Genomic DNA, 18428 nt, shown 5'->3' with positions numbered 1-18428 from the left:
GTTTGACGACACCGAGCATCGGCCGGGAGGGGCTGATGTCGCGAGCAGAATGATCGGCAATGTTCCGCCGCGGCTGGCCTTGGCGGTCCGGCGCCGGGGCGGCCATGTGCGGTTTTGTGCTGACTTGTCCGCCCTGCTAGACTGCCGCCCGTGGAGCAGGGTTAACGATGCAGACGCAGGACAAACTCTCCGACAAGCAGCTTTCGGACGAGCAAAGTCGCGAGATCGCCGAGACAATCCGTGAGGAGCTCGCCAGACGCCGGATCTCGCGGCAGGCGCTGGCCGAGCAGGCCAAGCTCAGCCTGTCCACGCTGGAAAAGGTGCTCGGCGGGCGCCGGCCGTTCACGCTGGCAACGACGGTCCGGCTGGAGCAGGCGCTGGGCGTGTCCTTACGCAAAAGCGCGGTCGTGGTGGCGCCTCCGGCCGCAAACGATGTCGCGCCGGACAGCCTCGGCTCCTATTCGCATCGCGCGGTGACCTGGCTCGAAGACGTCTACATCACGCTGCGGCCGTCGTTCGGCGACAAGGATGCGATCTTCGCCTACCGCACCGCAATCGTCTGGGAGCCAAAGGTCTCGTCGCTGGTCTTCCGTGAGGGCGAGCGGACGGATGCGGCCTATGAGCACACCGGCGAGGTCGCGGTACCGCACCAATCCGGTTTCATCTATCTCGTCATCAACAAGCATGGCCAGCATCGCGTGATTACGGTGTCGCGGCCGACGGTGGCCGGCGAGATGTACGGTATCATCTCGACGCTACGCGCCGGCTCGGGTTCGCAACTGACGCCGATTGCGGCGCCGATCGCTTATGTGCCGGCACGCAACATCGGCGATCCCGCCGTGGGCCGGATCGGGTCCGACCATGCGAACTACAAGCTGTATCGCGATCACCTTCGGCGCACCGTCGATGAGTCCTTTGCTCTGTTTCTGCCCGCCTAGACCTGCGCCCGTGTCGGCGCCTCGCGCGATCATCTTAAGGAATGAAATCCGGCATGAGTCCCGACCGACCCATGTTCTCCGTCATCATCCCGCTCGAATATCACCGCGGGCAGTGGGAGCAATCCTGGCTTGGCTGGACTTCGCAGACCGCGGACAAATCTCTCTACGAGATCATCCTGGTCGTGCCGCCCGATTTCACGGCGTGCGATGAGCTGAAGGCGCTCGCCGGCGATAGGGCACGTCTCGAATTCACCGAGTCCGTTCACGACATCGGGCTTTGCGCATTCGGCGCCACCAAAGCCCGTGGCAGCTATCTGTTCTTCACGGAATCGCATTGCCGGCCCGAGCCTGACGTGATCGAGCTCTGCATCCGCGCGATCGACGCCCATCCCGATTGGGCGGGATTCTCCTGCCGGTCAGTCCCGATCTGCCACAACCGCCTGTCGGAAGCCGAGGCTGCGATGTACCAGGCCGACATCGAGTTCGGCATAACGCAGCACCCCTGGCGCAAGGTGCTGGACCAGTGCTTCGTGACGCGGCGCGACGTCTACGAGGAATGCGGGGGCCTGCGCGCCGAGCTCGGCCATTTCGCCGAATGGGTGCTCGCCGCCGGATATTTCGCGCGGGGCTATTCCATCGGCTATCTGGAAGAGGCACGCTTTCATCACTACTACGTCGGCCGGATCAGCGAGCTGAAGACATTCACGCTTGATTTCGTGCAGGGCGAGATTCGCTATTTCAGCGAGGCGGCCCACGATCCCGGCAGCGAACTGCTCGAAATTCCCATCGAATGGAGCACGCGAGATAATTTCGATGCATCGCTTGCCCGCGATGCGTTGAGCGCACTGGTGCGTTATAGCCTTGCGGGCCGGGGTTGGAGGCGGCCCGACGAGAAGCTGCGTGCCTTCTGGCGTTGGACCGAGCTGGTGCTGTACGGCGACCTCCGCGCACGTGCCACGGCGCGCCTCGCCGTTGCGCATGCGCACACGGTCCTGACCGCACTGACGGTGATCGGGTCGAGAGCAGCCATCGCACGATGGATGAAACGCTACATCGCATCGCTGATCCGGCTTCAGCGGCTCGACTGTATCCGGCGCGTTAGCGGGCCTGCCAAACCTGCTACGGGACTGCTTGGCGATCACGTCATTGCTCAGCTCGGATTCCACGCCGTGGAATCATCAGCCGGCTACACATTTCGCTGGAGCGAGCCACAGGCGGCCGTCTGCATCAAGGGCACTCCGGGTCGCAACGTAATTTGCATCCGAAGTCCCGCCCTCCGCGCGCCGCTGGACAAGATCGGCGCGCATTTCTATCTCGACGGCGCACGCGTCGACCCTGCCGCGATCGCGATCGGTTGTGACCGCTATACGCTGAGCCTCGACCTGCCGCCCTCAGGCATCGCTACCCTTGCATGGGCATGTCCGGTGTTGAGAGGCGTCGGCGATTCGCGCCGTCTTGGCCTTTCCATCGTGTCCGTCGACGTCCAGCAGGATGAAAAAGAATAGCGGCCCTTCGGCCGCTATTCGGTATTTCAGGCGGATAGGTTGGGCCGAACTAGCCGCCGGTTTCGGCGCTGATGATGGGGCCGAACTAGCCGCCGGTTTCGGCGCTGATGATGGGGCCGAACAGTTCCCATTGGCCGCTCTTGAACCGCCACATCTTGAGCTGCTCGATCGGTGCGAAGTCGGTGGACGAAGTGTTGATCTTGATCCCCGGGATCAGCGTGTCGGGGACGAAGTCTTTGAGGCTGGCGGCCTGCTTCATCACGTTCTCACGGGTCAGATTGTCGCCCGACTGCTTCAGCACCTGCACCATCGTCTGGGCTGCGGCATAGGCGTAGACCAGATTGGCATCCGAAATGTTCGCGCCGGGCATGTATTTGTCGATAAAGGTCATGAACTTCTTCATGCCCTCATCGTCCTTCCACTGCGGATCCGACGCATCCTTCAGATAACCGGCTGACAGCACGCCTTCGGATGCTTCGAGGCCAGCCGGCTTCATCACCGCACCGATCGACACCGAGACGTCCGTCATCAGGTGCATCGGCTTCCAGTCCAGCTCCGCGATCTTCTTGATGGCCTGCGCCGCGAACTTCGGAGTCGCAATGTTGACGAAGGTATCGGCGCCGGTGCCCTTGAGCTTGACGATATGGGCATCGATCGAAGGCTCCGACGTCTCGTAGCTCTCTTCGGCCACGATCAGCTTCGACGCCTTGTCGCCGAATACGTCCTTGATGCCGGCGAGATAGTCTTTGCCGAAATCGTCATTGGCATAGAAGATCGCAACCTTCGCGTCCGGCTTCTCTTTCAGAATGTACTTGGCGAAGATTTGTGCCTCGACCCGATAACTGGGCTGGAAGCCCATGGTCCAGGGAAAGCTCTTCGGGTCGTTCCACTTGCTGGCGCCGGTTGCGAGGAAGAGCTGCGGCACCTTCTTCGAGTTGTGATATTTCTGCACGGCGGTCTGGGTCGGCGTACCCAGCGCGTTGAAGACGAGGAAGACCTCGTCGCTCTCGATCAGCTTGCGGATTTGCTCCACGGTCTTCGGCGGCGAATAGCCGTCGTCATAGGAGATCCAGTTGATCTTGCGGCCGTTGATGCCGCCCTGGTCATTGATCATCTTGAAGTAGGCTTCTTCGGTCTTGCCGATCACGCCATAGGCGGAAGCCGGACCGGAATAGGCCTCGACATTGCCGATCTTGATCTCGGTGTCGGTGACGCCGGTGTCGTACGCTTTCTGCGCGTAGGCACCCTGGGCTGTGAGGAGCGTCAGAGCTGTTGTCGCGGCAAGCAGGGAGAGTTTCCTGTTCATGAAAATTCCTTGGGGTTTCTTGGTTGGGGCAGGCACGTCACAAAAGAAGAAGCGCCCGCGAGAGGGGCGCTTTGGTCAGGCGTTGTCGACTTTCTTGTCGACTTCCGAGGTCACCGAAAATTCCTTTCGCAAGGTCGGTTTGTGAATCTTGCCGGTGGCATTGCGCGGCAGGGCATCGACGAAGCGAACCTGACGCGGGCATTTGAAGCGCGCGAGATTGGCGGCGCAGTGCGTGAAGACATCGGCCTCGGTCAGCCTTTGTCCCGGCTTGACCGCGACGATGGCGAGGCCGACCTCGCCCCATTGTGGATCGGGAATGCCGATCACCGCAGCTTCCGCGATTGCCGTGAGCTGGTGCAGGACGTTCTCGACCTCGGCCGGATAGACGTTCTCGCCGCCTGAGATGTACATGTCCTTCCAGCGGTCGACGATGTAGTAGAAGCCTTCCTCATCGACGCGGGTTGCATCGCCCGTGTGCAGCCAGCCGTCCGTGAAGGACGTCTTGTTCGCTTCCGGCCTGTTCCAATAGCCTGGCGTGATGTTCGGCCCCTTGACCCAGAGCTCACCGAGCTCGCCGACATCGGCATCGCTGCCGTCGGGGCGCACGATGCGCACTTCCGTGTGCAGCACCGGCTTGCCGGCGGAGCCCGCCTTCCGCGCCGCATCCTCGCGGTCGAGCACCAGCACGGCCGGCGACGTCTCGGTCATGCCGTAACCTTGCTGGAGCGCAACGCCGCGCGCCTCCCATACCTTCAATAGCGGCACCGGCATCGGTGCGCCGCCAACACCGCCGACGATCAGCCGGCCGAGATCGGTCGTCGCGAACGCCGGATGCTGCGCCATGAACTGGTAGATCGCAGGCACGCCGAAGAACACGTTGATGCCCTGTGCGGGATCGTTGATCAGGCCGAGCGCGGTGCCGGGATCGAAGGCGCGCATGATCTGCACGGTGCCGCCGGCATGCAGCACCGGATTGGTGTAGCAATTCAGTCCGCCCGTGTGGAACAGCGGCAGCACGGTGAGCAGTACCGAAGACGGCCCGATGCAGGCGGGGCCACCGAGATTGACGCAATTCCAGAAGGTCATGCCATAGGTGATGGTCGCGCCCTTCGGATGCCCCGTGGTGCCCGACGTGTACATGATGGTCGAGACGTCATCGAGCGTGACTTCCTCGATGCGGTCGAGCGGCTTTGTGGCGGCGATGCCGGCTTCATAGGAACCGCCGGGACCCAGCAATAGACTCGTTGCGACGCCGCAGAGCTTCGCCACCGTCAGCGCCGTATCGGCCAGATCGGTATCGTGGATCATCACCTTCGGCGCGCAATCGCCGGTGATGAACTGAAGCTCGGGTACGGTAAGGCGAGTGTTGAGCGGCACGAAGACGGCGCCGAGCCGGCCGCAGGCGAACTGCACCTCCAGCGTATCGGTCGTGTTCAGCGCCAGCACCGCGACGCGATCGCCGCGCGAGATTTTTAGCGCGTGACGGAGGAATGAGGCGAGGCGTGAGACGCGGGCATCGAGCTGTGAATAGGTGAAGCGGCGCTCGCTCGCGAGATCGATGACCGCGACCTTGCCGGGCGTGCGGCGGCTATGATGGGCGATCCAGTCGTAGTAACGAACGGCCAAAAATTCCTCCCTCGGCGGTCTGGTGCCGCCCGCCTTTTTATTGCCGTGCACCATGCCCGGCGTGGCCTTGGGAGGCCAGCCGGAGTTTTGTGCAGCACGTCTTTTTTGAACCGGAGTTGGCCTGCGAGGGGCGAAAACCGTCTTGCGTTGAGTTGCTAGGCCTTGGCCCGTCCGAAGCGGCGTTCCCGTCCAGCCACTCCGCGCAAGTGAGCCGCCAATGTTCCGGCCATGGTGGAACGAGACGAGTCGAAGGCGAAAGCGATGAAGAGCCCGTTCTATACCGCCGAGCACGACGCCTTCCGCGAAATGATGCGCCGCTTCGTCGAGAAGGAGATCGCGCCATTTGCCCATGAATGGGACGAGGCCGGCGAATTCCCGCGTGCGCTCTATCGCAAGGCCGCCGAGATCGGGCTGCTGGGCCTCGGATTTCCCGAGGAATATGGTGGTGTCGCCGCCGACCAGTTCATGAAGATCGTGGCGAGCCAAGAGCTGGCGCGTGCAGGCGCCGGCGGCATCAGCGCCAGCCTGATGAGCCATACCATCGGCTCGCCGCCGATCGCGCGCGCGGCGCGTCCCGAGGTTAGGGCACGCGTGCTGCCGCAGGTGCTGTCAGGCGAAAAGATCTCCGCGCTCGCCATCACCGAGCCGGGCGGCGGTTCGGATGTGGCAAACCTCAGCACCAGGGCGCGGCGCGATGGCGATCACTACGTCGTGAGCGGCGAGAAGACCTTCATCACCTCCGGCGTACGCGCCGACTATCTGACCGTTGCCGTGCGCACCGGTGGCGAGGGCGCTGGCGGCGTCAGCCTGCTCCTGATCGAGGGCGACACGCCGGGCTTGTCGCGGACCAAATTGAAGAAGATGGGCTGGTGGGCCTCCGACACCGCGACGTTGCACTTCGACGACTGCCGAGTCCCGGTCGAGAATTTGATCGGCGAGGAGGGCCAGGGCTTCAAGATCATCATGCAGAATTTCAACAGCGAGCGCATCGGCATGGCTGCGAGCTGCACCGCCTTCGCCCGCGTCTGCCTCGACGAGGCAATTGCCTACGCCAAGGAGCGCAAGACGTTTGGCAAACCGCTCGCCCAGCACCAGGTGATCCGCCACAAGATCGTGGACATGGCGCAGAAGGTCGCGGCATCGCAAGCGATGCTGGAGATGCTGGCCTGGCGGCTGGAGCAGGGCGAAAGCCCGGTCGCGGAAATCTGCATGATGAAGAACCAGGCGACCCAGACCATGGCGTTCTGTGCTTCCGAAGCCGTGCAGATTTTCGGTGGCGCCGGCTTCATGCGCGGCATCAAGGCCGAGCGCATCTACCGCGAAGTCAAGGTCAACGCCATCGGCGGCGGCACCGAGGAGATCATGAAGGATCTGGCCAGCCGGCAGATGGGGTTGTGACGAGGAAGAAATGCTGTTCACCGCCGACCACGACCACATCCGCCGCTCCTTGCAAAAATTCATCGCCAACGAGATCAATCCCCATGTCGATGAATGGGAGAAGGCCGACATCTTCCCGGCACACGCGCTGTTCAAGAAGATGGGCAGCCTTGGCTTCCTCGGCCTCAACAAGCCGGTCGAATTCGGCGGCTCGGGCCTCGACTATTCCTATGCGCTGATGATGGCGGAGGAGCTCGGCGCGATCACATGCGGCGGCGTGCCGATGGCGATCGGGGTGCAGACCGATATGGCGACGCCGGCGCTGGCGCGATTCGGCTCGGATGAGGTGCGACGCGAGTTTCTCAGCCCTTCGATCTCCGGCGAGTTTGTCGCCTGCATCGGCGTCTCCGAGCCCGGCGCGGGCTCGGACGTCGCCTCGATCAAGACCAGCGCACGCTCCGATGGCGACGACTACGTCATCGATGGCGGCAAGATGTGGATCACCAACGGCACCCAGGCCGACTGGATCTGCCTGCTCGCCAACACCGGCGATGGCCCCGTTCACCGCAACAAGTCGCTGATTTGCGTGCCTATGAAGGCCAAGGGCGTCACGGTGGCGCGAAAACTCGACAAGATGGGCATGCGATCATCCGATACCGCCCAAATCTTCTTCGACAATGTTCGCGTGCCCAAGCGCAACCGGATCGGCGAGGAGGGCAAGGGTTTTACCTACCAGATGATCCAGTTCCAGGAAGAGCGGCTCTGGGGCGCAGCCGCCTGCCTCAAGGCACACGAATACATCATCAACGAGACCATCGAATACACAGGCAACCGCAAAGCCTTCGGGAAGTCGATCCTCGACAACCAGGTCGTGCACTTCAAGCTCGCGGAGATGCAGACCGAGGTCGAGCTGCTGCGCGCACTGATCTATCGCGCCGCCGAGCAGCTGGTCGCTGGCGAGGACGTCACAAAACTTGCGACCATGGCCAAGCTGAAAGCCGGCCGGCTCGGGCGCGAGCTCACCGACGCCTGCTTGCAATATTGGGGCGGAATGGGCTTTACCAACGAGACGCCGGTCAGTCGCGCTTATCGCGACAGCCGGCTGACCTCGATCGGCGGTGGTGCCGACGAGGTCATGCTGATGGTCCTGTGCAAGATGATGGGCACGCTGCCTGGCAGCAAAGGAAGCTCTTGATGATCACGCTCTATCACTGCGATTCCGCCCGCTCGTTCCGTCCACTCTGGATGCTGGAGGAGATGGGGCTTCGTTACGAACTGAAGATGCTGCCGTTCCCGCCGCGGGTCTTCGCCAAGGAATACCTCGCGCTCAATCCGTTGGGCACGATTCCCTTCATGGTCGACGGCGAGACGAAGATGACGGAGTCTTCGGGCATCTGCCATTATCTCGGCATCAAGCACGGACCGACACCGCTGATGGTTGGCCCCGAGGATCCCGCCTATGGTGCGTTCCTGAACTGGATGTATTTCAGCGACGCGACGTTAACCTTCCCGCAAACGCTGGTGCTCCGCTACACCCAGCTCGAACCGGAGGAGCGCCGCAATCCGCAGGTCGCCACCGACTACGCCAAATGGTTCTTGGGGAGGCTGCGCGCCGTTGAGGCTGCGACCGCGAATGCTGAAACCTTGTGCGCCGGCCGTTTCACCGCCGCCGACATCGTGATCGGCTACGCACTCCGCCTCGCTGACAATATCGGCCTCGCCAAGGATTTTGGGCCAAATGTCGCGGCCTATTGGGCGCGCTTGCAGCAGCGCGAGGGCTTCAAGCGCGCGGTTGCTGCGGAGCAGAAGGCGGGCGTCGAGCAGAATGTTGCGGCGCGGGTGAGGGCATAATCTAAGTGGTCGTCCCGGCGAAGGCCGGGACCCATACTCCCAGGGAGATGTTTTGCGAAGATTGGTCGTTCGGGATTAGTACCATCCGCATCGATGGACCTCGCGGTATGGGTCCCGGCCTTCGCCGGGACGACGATGATGCTGGATCGGTTCCGGGAGCCTCCCGGGCTGCCGTCCCTTTGCGCGCCGTGGCAGCGCTATCCTGTCGTGACAGCGCCCAAATTTCCGCTAAGGTGACCCCCGTCCGCAGCGGCCAGAGAGCCGCGCGAGGAGGACCGCCAATGGAAGATCTGGGTCGCGAATCCGACCATTTGATGCTGATCACGCCGGAACGGGTGTTTTATGCCGGCCTGCTCGGCCGCCCCCGCAAGCGGATCCCCGGTTGCTGCCACGTCTATGTCGCGGTGAAAGGCAGCCTGCATCTGACGCTCGACGACGCGTTCGCCAAAGGCGAGCTGTTCGTCACCCTGCCGAACCAGCGGCACTCCATTGCCAGCGACTACCGCACCGCAATCAGCGTGACGCTTGAGCCGGAAAGCATGCCGGACGGCGTGATCGAGGCCTTGGCCGAGCGGTTGACCGGACCCGACAGGGCTGCCTATGCCCGCAAAATTCTCGCCGCTTACGCGCTGCTGCGCCAGCGCCGCTATAACGACATCACGACCGCCGAATTCGACGAGATGTGTTTTGGCGAGGCGCTGCCGCGCCGCGTACTCGACCCCCGCGTAATGCGCGCCGTCGCCCGCATTGGTCGCTTCACGGGTGAGCCCGTGACGGCGGATACATGCGCGGCCGAGGCGGGGCTCTCGGCCTCGCGCTTCCTGCACCTGTTCAAGGAGGAGACCGGTATCTCGTTCCGTTCCTTCCGCGCCTGGAAGCGCGCGCGCCATCTGCTGCACTTCGCGAACCAGGACCTCAACCTCGCGCATCTGGCGCAGGACATCGGCTATCCCGACTCCACCCATTTCAGCCATTCGATCCGCCGCTTCTATGGCCTGAAGCCGCGCGCGATCTTCGTCGGCTCGCGGGATCTCGCGATCTATCGCAGCAGTGAGACGGTGAGGGTGCTTGCGGAGGCGAGCTAGGGACAGTCTAGTAGGGTGGGCAAAGCGAAAGCGTGCCCATCACCTTCGTAAGGTGTGGAGAGATGGTGGGCACGGCGCAAGCGCGCCTTTGCCCACCCTACGACAGCTCGCGTTTAGCTAGCTTCTCCGCGCAAGAAGCCACATGCCGCGCGTCACATGATCGCAAGCGTTGAATTCTCAACGTGCGAGACATTTAGGTCATGAGCGACAAGGCCGTCATCACCTGCGCGCTGAACGGCGTGCTCACCGACCCCAAGCAGCACAACGTGCCGGTTACGCCGGAGCAGATGGCACGCGAGGCCAGGGCCGCGTTCGATGCGGGCGCCAGCATCATGCACATCCATCTGCGCCAGCAGGCGCCGAATAAGGGGCATCTGCCGTCCTGGGAGGTCAGCGTCAGCAAAGAGATCCAGCAGGCGATCCGCGAAGCCTGCCCCGGCGTGATCATCAACCACACCTCGGGTGTCTCAGGTCCCAACTACAGCGGCGCGCTCGATTGCATCCGCGAGACCAAACCTGAGATAGCCGCCTGCAACGCCGGCTCGCTGAACTATCTGAAGGTGAAGGCCGACAACAGCTGGGCCTGGCCGCCGATGATGTTCGACAACGCGGTTGAGAAGGTGAAGGACTATCTCGACGTCATGAACGCGGTCGGCACCATCCCCGAGTTCGAATGTTTTGATGTCGGTATCATCCGCTGCGTCGGCATGTACCATCAGGTCGGGATGTACAAAGGCCCGCTCGAATATAATTTCGTAATGGGCGTGGCCTCCGGCATGCCGTCGGATCCCGACCTGCTGCCGATACTGATCAAGCTGAAGCGTCCCGAGGCGCATTTTCAGATCACCGCGATCGGCCGCGAGGAGATCTGGCCGCTGCACCAGCGCTGCGCCGAGCTCGGCGGTCACCTGCGCACCGGCCTTGAGGACGCCTTCTATCTCGCCGACGGCAAGAAGGTGACGTCGAACGGCCAGCTGATCGAAGCCATCGCCGCCTGCGCCCGCCGCGCGGGCCGCGAGATCGCCAGTCCCGCCGAGGCGCGGAAGATTTTTGGGACGAATCGGTAAGGGGGTCGCCTCACCCGTCATTGCTTCGTCGCTTCCGCCTTCGCTCTTCGAGCTACGGCGGACAAGTCGCTCCTCGCAATGACGAGCAGGATCAAATTATGTCCATTCTCGACAACACCATTTCCCCCGGCAGCGCGGCCTACCACGCCAACCGCGACGGTATGCTCTCGCTGATCGACCGCATGCGCGCGCTGGAAGAGCGCACGCGCGCGGCATCCGCCGCAGCAAAGGATCGCTTCCACAAGCGCGGCCAGTTGCTGCCGCGCGAGCGTGTCGCGCTCGTGCTTGATCCCGGTGCGCCCTTCATCGAGCTGTCGACGCTCGCCGGCTACATGTTCGACGTGCCGGATGCGAACAAGAGCGTGCCCGGCGGCGGCGTGATCGCCGGCATCGGCTTCGTGTCGGGTATCCGCTGCATGGTCAGCGCCAACGACGCCGGCATCGATGCCGGCGCGCTCCAGCCCTATGGCATCGACAAGACGCTGCGCGTGCAGGAGCTCGCGCTGGAGAACAAGCTGCCTTACGTGCAGCTCGTCGAAAGCGCTGGCGCGAACCTGCTGCGCTACCGCGTCGAGGATTTCGTTCGCGGCGGCAACATCTTTCGCAACCTCGCGCGTTTGTCGGCAGCAGGGTTGCCGGTCGTCACGGTGACGCACGGTTCCTCGACCGCCGGCGGCGCCTATCAGACCGGTCTCTCCGACTACATCGTCATGGTGCGCGGCCGCACCCGTGCCTTCCTTGCCGGGCCGCCGCTGCTGAAGGCCGCGACCGGTGAGATCGCGACCGAGGAGGAGCTCGGTGGCGCCGAGATGCACACGCAGGTGTCCGGCCTCGGCGATTATCTTGCCGAAGACGACCGCGATGCGCTGCGCATCGCGCGTGAGATCATGGCGGCGCTGGAATGGCAGCGGCCGGAAAGGGCGGCTGCGCAATTCAAGCCGCCGCGTTACGACCAGGACGAGCTGCTCGGCATCATGCCGATGGATCACAAGCGGCCCGTCGACATGAAGCAGGTGATCGCGCGCATCGTCGATGATTCCGATTTCACCGAGATGGCGCCGAATTACGGCCCGGCCACCGTCTGCGGCCATGCCCGCATCGAGGGCCAGGCGATCGGCATCATCACCAACAACGGTCCGCTCGATCCGGCCGGCGCCAACAAGGCGACCCATTTCATCCAGGCCTGCTGCCAGACCCGCACACCGCTGCTCTATCTCAACAACACCACCGGCTACATGGTCGGAAAATCTTACGAAGAAGCCGGCATGATCAAGCACGGCTCGAAGATGATCCAGGCCGTGACCTCGGCGACGGTACCGCAGATCACGATCTATTGCGGCGCCTCGTTCGGTGCCGGCAATTACGGCATGTGTGGCCGCGGCTTCCATCCGCGCTTCTGCTTCTCCTGGCCCAACGCCAAGACCGCCGTGATGGGCGGCGAGCAGGCCGCCGAGACCATGGCGATCGTGACCGAGGCCGCCGCCGCGCGACGCGGCAAGCCGGCCGAGAAGGAAAAGCTCGAGGCCATGAAGGCGCAGATCATCGGCGTGTTCGACGGCCAGATGGACGTGTTCTCGACCAGCGCCCGCGTGCTCGACGACGGCGTGATCGATCCGCGCGATACCCGCGCGGTCCTGTCTGAAGTGCTCGCGATCTGCCGCGAGGGTGACGCACGCACGCCGCAGCGCATGCAGTTCTCGGTGGCCCGCCCATGAGGAACGGATCAGTGCAGCACCGCCCGTTCTTCAAGGTCTTGATTGCCAACCGCGGCGAGATCGCGCTGCGTGTGATGCGCAGTTCGCGTCAGCTCGGCCTCGGCGTCGTCGCGGTCTATTCGGATGCCGATCGCGATGCGCTCCACGTGAAGCAGGCAGATCAGGCCGTGCGCATCGGCGAAGCTTTGCCGGCGCAATCCTATCTCAACATCGCCGCGATCATTGCTGCCGCTAAAGCCAGCGGTGCAGATGCCGTGCATCCCGGCTACGGCTTCCTCGCCGAGAACGAGGATTTTGCGCAGGCCTGCAAGGACGCCGGCCTCGTTTTCATCGGCCCGTCGCCGCAGGCGATCGAGGCGATGGGTAACAAAGCGGGCGCCAAGGAGATCATGAGGAAGGCCGGCGTGCCCTGCGTGCCCGGCTATCAGGGCGCCGACCAAAACGACGAGGTGATGCACGCGGAGGCCAGGAAGATCGGCTTCCCCGTCATGATCAAGGCGGTCGCTGGTGGCGGCGGCCGCGGCATGCGGCTCGTGACCGATGCGGCGTCGTTTCCCGATGCGTTGCGCAGCGCGCGCTCCGAGGCTAAGGCCGCGTTCGGCGATCCGACCGTGATCCTCGAACGCGCCATCCAGAATCCGCGCCACATCGAGATCCAGGTGTTCGGCGACAGCCACGGCAATGCCATCCATCTCGGTGAGCGCGACTGCTCGGTGCAACGCCGGCACCAGAAGCTGATCGAGGAAGCGCCGTCGCCCGCGGTCACACCGGAGCTGCGCGCAAAGATGGGCGAGGTCGCCGTCGCCGCGGTCAAGGCGCTGCGTTACGAGGGCGCCGGCACGCTGGAATTCCTGCTCGATGAGAGCGGCGCGTTCTACTTCATGGAGATGAACACGCGCCTCCAGGTCGAGCATCCCGTGACCGAGGCGATCACCGAGCTCGACCTCGTCGAATTGCAGCTGCGCGTCGCGCGCGGCGAGCCGTTGCCGGTGAAGCAGCAGGACATTAAATTCTCAGGCCACGCCATCGAGGTGCGACTGTGCTCCGAGGATGCCGCGCAGGATTTCATGCCGCAGTCGGGCCGTATAGCGCGCTGGCAGGTGCCGGACGGCATCCGCGTCGAGCACGCGCTGCAATCGGGCACGGAGATCCCGCCGTTCTACGATTCCATGATCGCCAAGGTCATCAGCCACGGCACGACGCGCGAGGAGGCGAGGGGGCGGCTGATTGTCGGCCTGGAGCAACTCACAGCGTTCGGCGTGACGACCAATCAGGCGTTCCTAATGTCCTGCCTGCGCCATCCCGGTTTTGCCCGGGGCGAGGCGACGACAGCGTTCATCGAAGCGCATCGCGATGAGCTGCTGGCGCCTCGGGCGGACAGTGCGTTCGCCACGGCGCTGGCGGGGCTGTTGCTTTACATCACCAATCCTCTCGCGCCGTCATGGCGCAGCGGGCGGAGTCTCGCGGCAACGTTCCCGCTGCCGGCGAAAATCGAGATCGCCGGTCACACGCATGAGCTGGAAGTCACGCGCGAACGCGGCGGCAGCTACGTCGTGGCTTCCGACGGCCGGCAGGACAAGTTCGATATCGACCAGCTGGATGTTGACGCCGTTCGCTTCCGTCATGATGGCGTGATGGACAGTGCGAAGTTCCTGCGCGACGGCGACGGGCTCTATCTCGGGCATCGCGGCATCCCGCTCGCGGTCACGGATCTCACCCTCACAGCACCGAAGGCTGCCGCCACCAACGGCGGCGACGGCAAGGTCCGCGCCGCCATGAACGGCCGCGTCGTCTCCGTCCTGGTCAAGCCGGGCGACCGTGTCACGGCCGGTCAGCCGGTGTTGACGCTGGAAGCGATGAAGATGGAGCATGTCCACAAGGCCGGCATCGACGGCGTCGTCGCCGCGATCGATGTTGTCGAAGGCGAGCAGGTCACGACGGGGAGGATCGTGGCGGAGATTGGGCGGGTTAGCGCCTCAAACTCATCTCGTCGTCCCGGCGAAGGCCGGGATCCATAACCACCGGGAGAGGTTATGATGCGAGCTGACAACTCCGAGTCTTCGCCAAACTCGATCCAGTGGTTATGGGTCCCGGCCTTCGCCGGGACGACGTCACTGGCTCCGTCCCGTCCCCTCATTCAGCAAACACGCTACCTGGTGCCCATCACCGGCCTGCACCAGCGCTGGCCGCTCCGTCTTGCACTGCTCCACCGCAAACCGGCAGCGCGTGTGAAACGCGCATCCTGGTGGCGGATTGACCGGGCTCGGCACATCGCCGTCGACAAGTGGCGCAAGCTTCTTGGCAAGGGGGTTCGCGACCGGCACCGAAGCCAGCAGTGCCTGCGTGTAGGGATGGCGCGGATTACGGAACAGCTCGTCCTTGTCGGCGATCTCGACGATGCGGCCAAGATACATCACGGCGACGCGGTGGCTGATATGGGCGACCACCGCGAGGTCATGCGCGATGAAGAGATAGGAGAAGCCGTGCTGCCGTTGCAAATCGATCAGCAGGTTGATCACCTGCGCCTGGATCGAGACGTCGAGCGCGGAGACCGGCTCGTCGCAGACGATCAGCCGGGGCCCGAGCGCGAGTGCGCGCGCGATGCAGATGCGCTGGCGCTGGCCGCCGGAGAATTGATGCGGGAAATTGCGCATCTGGTCGGGCCGCAGGCCCACCTGCTCGAACAGTTGTGCGGTGCGTGTCACCAGCGCCTTGCCGGTCGCGAGCCCGTGCACGGCCAGCGGCTCGCCGACGATGTCGCCTGCGGTCATGCGCGGGTTGAGCGAGGCGAACGGGTCCTGGAACACGATCTGCATCGAACGGCGATGCGGGCGCAGCGCGGTCTTGGAGAGATGGGTGATGTCCTCACCGTCGAGGCGGATCTGGCCCGAGGTCGGCTCGACCAGCCGCAGCACGCTGCGCGCCACCGTCGATTTGCCGCAGCCGGATTCGCCGACGAGGCCCAGTGTTTCTCCGACACCAACCGAGAAGGAGACACCGTCCACCGCATGCACGGTGCCGACCTGCCGGCGCAGCACGCCGGCGCGCACCGGATAATGCTTCATGAGATCGGTGACTTCGAGCAACGCCCCGGTCATGCCACCTCCGCCACTTCTTCCGCGCGCCAGCATGCGGCGAGATGGCCACCGCCCCAATCTGCAAGCGGCGGATATTCCTCCTGGCAACGCTTGATTGCGAGCTTGCAGCGCGGCGCGAAGGCGCAGCCCGGCGGCAGCCGCACCAGCGACGGCACGGTGCCGGGAATTTCATTCAGCCGTGCCTGCGCCGCGACACCGGATGCCGGCACGGTGGGAATCGAGGCCATCAGCCCACGCGTATAAGGATGTTTTGGTGCGGCGAACAACGCCTCGACGCTGGCTTCCTCGACCTTCTTGCCCGCATACATCACGATCACGCGCTGCGCGGTCTGGGCGACGACACCGAGATCATGCGTGATCAGCACGAGGCCGGTGCCGAGCTCCTTCTGGAGATCGAGGATCAGCGCCAGGATCTGCGCCTGGATGGTGACATCAAGCGCGGTGGTCGGCTCGTCCGCGATCAGAAGTGCCGGCCGGCAGGCCAGCGCCATCGCGATCATGGCACGCTGGCGCATGCCGCCCGAGAGTTGATGCGGATATTCCCGGGCGCGCCGCGCGGGTTCGGGGATGCGCACCAGGCGCAGCATCTCGACCGCGATGTCGCCTGCCTCCCTGGTCGAGACGGTCCGATGCAGCCGCACGGCCTCGCTGATCTGATCGCCGATCCGCATCACCGGGTTGAGCGAGGTCATCGGCTCCTGGAAGATCATGGAGATGCGATCGCCCCGGATTGCGCGCATTCCTGCTTCGTCCAGCGCCAGCAGATCGGTGCCTTCGAGCGTGATCGAGCCGCCGACGATGCGGCCGGGCGGATCGGGCACCAGCCGCATCAGGGACAGCGCCGTGACGCTCTTGCCGCAACCGGACTCGCCGACGATTGCCAGCGTTTCGCCGCGCTTCACGGTGAACGAGATGTCGTCGACCGCCTTGAACAGCCCCGAATTGGTGAAGAACACCGTTTTGAGGTTCTTTACCTCGAGGACGAGATCGGATGTGTTCGTCATCAGCCGCGCTGCCGGGGATCGAGGATGTCGCGCAAGGCGTCACCGAACAGATTGGCGCCGAACACGGCGAGGCTGATGGCGATGCCCGGAAAAATCACGAGCCAGGGCGCGGTGCGGACGTATTCGGCGGCGGATTCCGAGAGCATGCGTCCCCAGGATGGGTAGGGCTCGGGAATGCCGAGGCCGAGGAAGGAGAGCGAGGCTTCCGTGAGAATGGTCGAGCCGAGCTGGGCGGTGGCGAGCACGATCAGCGGCGCCAGCGTGTTCGGCAGCACGTGGCGCAGCGCAATCCGCGTCTCGCTCATCCCGATCGACTTGGCGGCCTCGATGAAGGGCAGTTCGCGCAGCGCCAGCGTGTTGGCGCGGATGACGCGTGACACGGTCGGGATCAGAGGAATGGCGATGGCGATGATGACGTTCGGCAGGGACGGACCGAGTGCCGCCGTCATGATCAGGGCCAGCACCAGCAACGGCAGCGCCTGGAGGACGTCGGAGACGCGCTGGAATACGAGGTCGACCCAGCCCGAGAGATAGCCGGAGGTCAGGCCAACGATGACGCCGATGGTGCCGCCGAGCGTGGTCGAGCCGATTCCCACCGCAAGCGAGATCCGCGCGCCGTGGATGATCCGGCTGAAGACGTCGCGGCCGAAGGAGTCCGTGCCCATCCAGTGCGCCAGGCTCGGGCGAGCCAGTGCGCGGGCGGCGTCGATCGTCAGGGGATCATAGCGCGCGATGAAGTCCGCGAAGATCGCGGTGAACACGAACGCGATCATGATGATGAGCCCGGCCGCGCCGAGCACATGCCGTTGCATCAGGAACAGCACGCGCCGCCAGCCATCGGTGGCGTGTGCCCCGGCGCGTCTCAGTTCAACCTCATAGTCGATCGCGGCCAAATAGGTCTCCTAATCGGTGTACCGGATGCGTGGGTCGAACACCGCGTACAGCATGTCGACGACGAAATTCGCGCTCACCACCACGACGGCAATCAGCATCACCAGGTTCTGCACGATCGGATAATCGCGCCAGCGGATCGCCTCGACCAGGAAGCGCGCAACGCCGGGGATATTGAACACGGTCTCGGTGACGATGAGGCCGCCGATCAAGAATGCCGCCTCGATGCCGATCACAGTGATCACGGGCAGAATCGCGTTTTTGAGCGCATGCTGATAGTTCACCGCGGCATCTGATGCACCCTTGGCGCGCGCGGTGCGGATATAGTCCTGCCGCAGCACCTCCAGCATCGAGGAGCGGGTGATGCGCATGGTCAGCGCCGAACTGCGGAACCCGACCACCATCGCCGGGATGCAATAGGTCGCAAGCGCCTCGCCAAAGCTCTGCGGGTTCGGATTGAACAGCGGCATCTCGCCGAACATCGCCACCGATGCGGTGAGGACCAGCAGCCCCAGCCAGAATGACGGCAGCGACAGGCCGGACAGGCTCACCACGCGCAACGCATAGTCGAGCCGCGTGCCCTGTTTCACTGCGCTGATGACGCCGAGCGGAATGCCGATCGACGCCGAAAACAGCAATGCGAGGCCCGCTAGCCGCGCCGTGATCGGAATCCGCGGCAAAATCTCCTGAAGCGCCGGCTTCTCGGAGACGTAGGAGTAGCCGAAATCGCCACGCAGAAAGCCGCTGATCCAGTGCCAATATTGCACCACCAGCGGCTGGTCGATGCCGAGCTCCTTCTCCAGAGTGGCTTTATCGGCGGGGTCGACATAGCCGGCGGCGGCGAACAGGATATCGACGATGTTGCCGGGCACGATCCGCAACAGGAAGAAGATGACGATCGAGATCCCGAACAGGGTCACGAGCATCAGGAACAGGCGCCGCACCAGATAGGCAAACATTCGCGC

General features: G+C 64.0%; 15 protein-coding genes. 9 read left to right on the top strand and 6 right to left on the bottom strand.

All coding sequences use genetic code 11. The features are described from left to right. Positions 1 to 167 precede the first annotated feature (167 nt). The gene (locus UB31_RS23380; RefSeq protein ID WP_045012569.1) at positions 168 to 938 is read left to right on the top strand and encodes a helix-turn-helix transcriptional regulator; all 771 of its coding nucleotides are present in this window, start codon (positions 168 to 170) and stop codon (positions 936 to 938) included. A 53-nt stretch (positions 939 to 991) separates the two neighbouring features. Beyond that, positions 992 to 2443, top strand: coding sequence for a glycosyltransferase family 2 protein (locus UB31_RS23375; RefSeq protein WP_245306046.1), 1452 nt, complete (start codon positions 992 to 994; stop codon positions 2441 to 2443). An 85-nt stretch (positions 2444 to 2528) separates the two neighbouring features. Here the strand turns inward: UB31_RS23375 and UB31_RS23370 are convergent, their stop codons facing one another. Further along, a complete protein-coding gene (locus tag UB31_RS23370) occupies positions 2529 to 3749 on the bottom strand; it encodes an ABC transporter substrate-binding protein (protein WP_045005893.1) in 1221 nt (406 codons plus the stop codon). Positions 3750 to 3824: 75 nt separating this feature from the next. Beyond that, complete coding sequence (locus UB31_RS23365) at positions 3825 to 5375, bottom strand: acyl-CoA synthetase (RefSeq protein WP_045012600.1); 1551 nt, start codon at positions 5373 to 5375, stop codon at positions 3825 to 3827. 261 nt (positions 5376 to 5636) lie between these two features. Between UB31_RS23365 and UB31_RS23360 the strand changes: the two genes are divergently transcribed. The 7 genes from UB31_RS23360 to UB31_RS23330 all read left to right on the top strand — a co-directional run bounded on the left by UB31_RS23360 (position 5637) and on the right by UB31_RS23330 (position 14488). Continuing rightward, a complete protein-coding gene (locus UB31_RS23360; protein WP_045012599.1) occupies positions 5637 to 6773 on the top strand; it encodes an acyl-CoA dehydrogenase family protein in 1137 nt (378 codons plus the stop codon). A 10-nt stretch (positions 6774 to 6783) separates the two neighbouring features. Next, positions 6784 to 7947, top strand: a complete 1164-nt coding sequence (locus UB31_RS23355; protein ID WP_045012567.1) for an acyl-CoA dehydrogenase family protein — start codon at positions 6784 to 6786, stop codon at positions 7945 to 7947. Then, positions 7947 to 8603 (top strand): glutathione S-transferase family protein, encoded by a 657-nt coding sequence (locus UB31_RS23350; RefSeq protein ID WP_045012566.1) that lies wholly within the window; start codon positions 7947 to 7949, stop codon positions 8601 to 8603. Before UB31_RS23355 ends, UB31_RS23350 begins: the two co-directional genes overlap by 1 nt. Positions 8604 to 8884: 281 nt before the next feature. Next, positions 8885 to 9688 carry a helix-turn-helix domain-containing protein gene (locus tag UB31_RS23345; RefSeq protein ID WP_045012565.1) on the top strand — a complete coding sequence of 268 codons (804 nt, stop codon included), beginning with the start codon at positions 8885 to 8887 and terminating at the stop codon, positions 9686 to 9688. A gap of 200 nt (positions 9689 to 9888) precedes the next feature. Next, entirely contained in the window at positions 9889 to 10755 is an 867-nt protein-coding gene (locus UB31_RS23340) for a beta-keto acid cleavage family enzyme (RefSeq protein ID WP_045012564.1), read from the top strand. Between the two features lie 98 nt (positions 10756 to 10853). Next, positions 10854 to 12470: an acyl-CoA carboxylase subunit beta gene (locus tag UB31_RS23335; protein WP_045012563.1), complete on the top strand. Its 1617-nt coding sequence runs from the start codon at positions 10854 to 10856 to the stop codon at positions 12468 to 12470. Beyond that, positions 12467 to 14488, top strand: coding sequence for an acetyl-CoA carboxylase biotin carboxylase subunit (locus UB31_RS23330; RefSeq protein WP_045012562.1), 2022 nt, complete (start codon positions 12467 to 12469; stop codon positions 14486 to 14488). Before UB31_RS23335 ends, UB31_RS23330 begins: the two co-directional genes overlap by 4 nt. 93 nt (positions 14489 to 14581) lie before the next feature. Here UB31_RS23330 and UB31_RS23325 read toward each other — a convergent pair whose 3' ends face one another. From UB31_RS23325 to UB31_RS23310, 4 genes are read right to left on the bottom strand one after another with little or no spacing between them, the layout of a single operon-like run. Beyond that, positions 14582 to 15568 carry an ABC transporter ATP-binding protein gene (locus tag UB31_RS23325; RefSeq protein ID WP_045012561.1) on the bottom strand — a complete coding sequence of 329 codons (987 nt, stop codon included), beginning with the start codon at positions 15566 to 15568 and terminating at the stop codon, positions 14582 to 14584. Further along, positions 15565 to 16572, bottom strand: coding sequence for an ABC transporter ATP-binding protein (locus UB31_RS23320; protein ID WP_045012560.1), 1008 nt, complete (start codon positions 16570 to 16572; stop codon positions 15565 to 15567). The genes UB31_RS23325 and UB31_RS23320 overlap by 4 nt, the downstream gene beginning before the upstream one ends. Next, positions 16572 to 17465 carry an ABC transporter permease gene (locus tag UB31_RS23315; protein ID WP_045012559.1) on the bottom strand — a complete coding sequence of 298 codons (894 nt, stop codon included), beginning with the start codon at positions 17463 to 17465 and terminating at the stop codon, positions 16572 to 16574. The genes UB31_RS23320 and UB31_RS23315 overlap by 1 nt, the downstream gene beginning before the upstream one ends. A 9-nt stretch (positions 17466 to 17474) precedes the next feature. Further along, positions 17475 to 18422 carry an ABC transporter permease gene (locus UB31_RS23310; protein ID WP_045012558.1) on the bottom strand — a complete coding sequence of 316 codons (948 nt, stop codon included), beginning with the start codon at positions 18420 to 18422 and terminating at the stop codon, positions 17475 to 17477. Positions 18423 to 18428: the final 6 nt, after the last annotated feature.

It is taken from the genome of Bradyrhizobium sp. LTSP849, from assembly GCF_000938255.1.
In the GTDB taxonomy this organism is placed as follows: domain Bacteria; phylum Pseudomonadota; class Alphaproteobacteria; order Rhizobiales; family Xanthobacteraceae; genus Bradyrhizobium.
The sequence above is the reverse complement of the archived record's forward strand: the minus strand, read 5'-3'. Positions and strand labels throughout refer to the sequence as shown.

Excerpts from the sequence above, each read along its gene's own strand:
- UB31_RS23380 (WP_045012569.1), top strand. The coding sequence starts at position 168 with ATGCAGACGCAGGACAAACTCTCCGACAAGCAGCTTTCGGACGAGCAA.
- UB31_RS23375 (WP_245306046.1), top strand. The coding sequence starts at position 992 with ATGAGTCCCGACCGACCCATGTTCTCCGTCATCATCCCGCTCGAATAT.
- UB31_RS23370 (WP_045005893.1), bottom strand. The coding sequence starts at position 3,749 with ATGAACAGGAAACTCTCCCTGCTTGCCGCGACAACAGCTCTGACGCTC.
- UB31_RS23360 (WP_045012599.1), top strand. The coding sequence starts at position 5,637 with ATGAAGAGCCCGTTCTATACCGCCGAGCACGACGCCTTCCGCGAAATG.
- UB31_RS23355 (WP_045012567.1), top strand. The coding sequence starts at position 6,784 with ATGCTGTTCACCGCCGACCACGACCACATCCGCCGCTCCTTGCAAAAA.
- UB31_RS23350 (WP_045012566.1), top strand. The coding sequence starts at position 7,947 with ATGATCACGCTCTATCACTGCGATTCCGCCCGCTCGTTCCGTCCACTC.
- UB31_RS23345 (WP_045012565.1), top strand. The coding sequence starts at position 8,885 with ATGGAAGATCTGGGTCGCGAATCCGACCATTTGATGCTGATCACGCCG.
- UB31_RS23340 (WP_045012564.1), top strand. The coding sequence starts at position 9,889 with ATGAGCGACAAGGCCGTCATCACCTGCGCGCTGAACGGCGTGCTCACC.
- UB31_RS23335 (WP_045012563.1), top strand. The coding sequence starts at position 10,854 with ATGTCCATTCTCGACAACACCATTTCCCCCGGCAGCGCGGCCTACCAC.
- UB31_RS23330 (WP_045012562.1), top strand. The coding sequence starts at position 12,467 with ATGAGGAACGGATCAGTGCAGCACCGCCCGTTCTTCAAGGTCTTGATT.
- UB31_RS23325 (WP_045012561.1), bottom strand. The coding sequence starts at position 15,568 with ATGACCGGGGCGTTGCTCGAAGTCACCGATCTCATGAAGCATTATCCG.
- UB31_RS23320 (WP_045012560.1), bottom strand. The coding sequence starts at position 16,572 with ATGACGAACACATCCGATCTCGTCCTCGAGGTAAAGAACCTCAAAACG.
- UB31_RS23310 (WP_045012558.1), bottom strand. The coding sequence starts at position 18,422 with ATGTTTGCCTATCTGGTGCGGCGCCTGTTCCTGATGCTCGTGACCCTG.